Consider the following 2,034-nt stretch of genomic DNA (forward strand, 5'->3'; position numbering starts at 1 on the left):
GGTTAGATGTAGGTAGGTATTTTAAAATCCCAAGACTGAATGGTAAAGATTTCCCTCAATTCAATTATTTGGGTAAAAATAGAAAATCTGGTCTTAAGGTATTGGTAAGAAATTGCATGTACGAAGCCAATATGTCAGAAGAAGACAATGGCGTAAATCGTTGTCTGTATGATATGGAACAAGCTTTTAAAGCAAATCAGCCTGCAATAATTTCCAATCACAGAGCTTCTTTTGTTGGTGGTATTTCCGTTTTAAACCGAGATAATGGATTACAATCGTTAGACTTGCTTTTAAAATCGATATTATCGAAATGGCCAGATGTAGAATTTATAGCTGCTTTGGATCTAGAAAAGATTATCAACAAATGTTAGAAAAATTAAGAAAAACGATTAATAGGCACTATAGAAATCTAAGTGGTTGGAAAACGAATCGAAAAATTATAGTGATTGAGTCCGACGATTGGGGGAGCATTCGAATGCCTTCAAAGGAAGTCTATGAATTATTTATCTCAAAAGGATTTCCTATTGATACAAGGGTTTTTGAACAAAATGATACCCTCGCCTCAAATAGTGATTTAGAATTACTTTTTTCGAGCTTGTTGTCTATTAAAAATTCAAAAGGACAATCTCCAATTATTACGGCTAATGTGGTAATGGCAAATCCTGACTTTGAAAAAATTAAGGAAAGTAAGTTTGAAAAGTATTATTACGAATCATTTGTAGATACGTTAAACACATATTATCCAGAACAGAAAGTGTTTGATAAATGGAAACAAGGAATAAAGCAAAAGGTCTTTTATCCTCAATTTCATGCTAGAGAGCATTACAATATTGCTAAATGGATGCAATTGTTGAGAAGTGGAAGTAAGGATGACTTGGAAGCCTTTTCTTCTAATATGGTTGGTATACCCTCAAAGACAAATCCAGAGTTAGGAAACCAATTGCAAATAGCCTTAGGCGTTGATGGTGGTAATACTTTGGACAACCAAAAAGCTATATTAGAGGAAGGACTTTCGTTATTTGAATCTGTTTTTGGGTTTCAATCCAAATCTTTTATTGCCCCAGTTTATACTTGGCACTCTGATTTGAATCCTTTTTTAGCACAAAAAGGGGTAAAATTTCTACAAGGAGGTAAAATTCAAAATGAACCACTACTTGAAGGTGGATATAGAAAAATAAAGCATTTTTTAGGAGAAAAAAATAAATTGGGTCAATACTATTTGGTACGAAATGTTTATTTTGAACCCACAACAGATCTCAAAAAGAATTGGGTAGACGAATGCTTTAAGGATATATCCGCAGCATTTTTATGGAAAAACCCTGTAATAATGAGTACCCATCGACTGAATTATGTTAGTGGAATTAATAAAGAGAACGGAAAAAATGGAGTTTCTCTTTTATACGAATTGTTACTAAAAGTGGTAAATAAATATCCTGATGTAGAATTTATGACATCCGATCAATTAGGAGAATTAATTAAATCGTCTAAATAATGAAAATAGCCATACACAAGTCCAATTGGGGTTTTTCGCCAGATTGGATAAAATATTGTCAGCAAAATGGAGTCCCTTACAAAATTGTAAATTGTTATGATTCCGATATTATTCAATCATTAAAGGATTGTGATGCATTATTATGGCACCATCATCATTCTAGTGCTAAAGATGTTTTATTTGCAAAAGGGCTTTTATTTTCGTTAGAGCAAGCTGGTAAAAAAGTATTTCCAGAATTTAATTCAGGTTGGCATTTTGATGACAAAGTAGGTCAGAAATATTTATTAGAAGCCCTTAATGCACCCGTAGCAAAGTCATGGGTGTTTTATGAAAAAGAAGAGGCATACAAATGGATTGAATCAACAACTTTTCCTAAGGTTTTTAAATTAAGAGGAGGTGCGGGTTCTACTAACGTAAAACTTGTTCGATCTAAATCGCAAGCAAAAAAATTAGCTAGAAGAGCATTTGGTAGTGGTTTTCCTGCCTATGACAAGTGGAACGACTTAAATGAACAGTATCTACGTTTCAAAAGAGGAAAGTTA

At 33.0% G+C, this 2,034-nt stretch carries 1 protein-coding gene and 2 pseudogenes; all 3 read left to right on the forward strand.

The window, feature by feature from the left end; genetic code table 11:
* Positions 1 to 371 (forward strand): annotated as a pseudogene (locus tag ACE3PD_RS10485) (hypothetical protein); the annotation flags it as partial.
* On the forward strand, positions 365 to 1,492 hold the full coding sequence (locus ACE3PD_RS10490; protein WP_374402225.1) for a polysaccharide (de)acetylase: 1,128 nt from the start codon (positions 365 to 367) through the stop codon (positions 1,490 to 1,492). The pseudogene ACE3PD_RS10485 and the gene ACE3PD_RS10490, both read left to right, overlap by 7 nt.
* Positions 1,492 to 2,034: pseudogene (locus tag ACE3PD_RS10495) on the forward strand (hypothetical protein); the annotation flags it as partial. The gene ACE3PD_RS10490 and the pseudogene ACE3PD_RS10495, both read left to right, overlap by 1 nt.

Source organism: Flavobacterium sp. (assembly GCF_041911335.1).
Taxonomy (GTDB): domain Bacteria; phylum Bacteroidota; class Bacteroidia; order Flavobacteriales; family Flavobacteriaceae; genus Flavobacterium.

Coding starts and splice junctions, on each gene's coding strand:
- ACE3PD_RS10490 (WP_374402225.1), top strand. CDS start 365: ATGTTAGAAAAATTAAGAAAAACGATTAATAGGCACTATAGAAATCTA.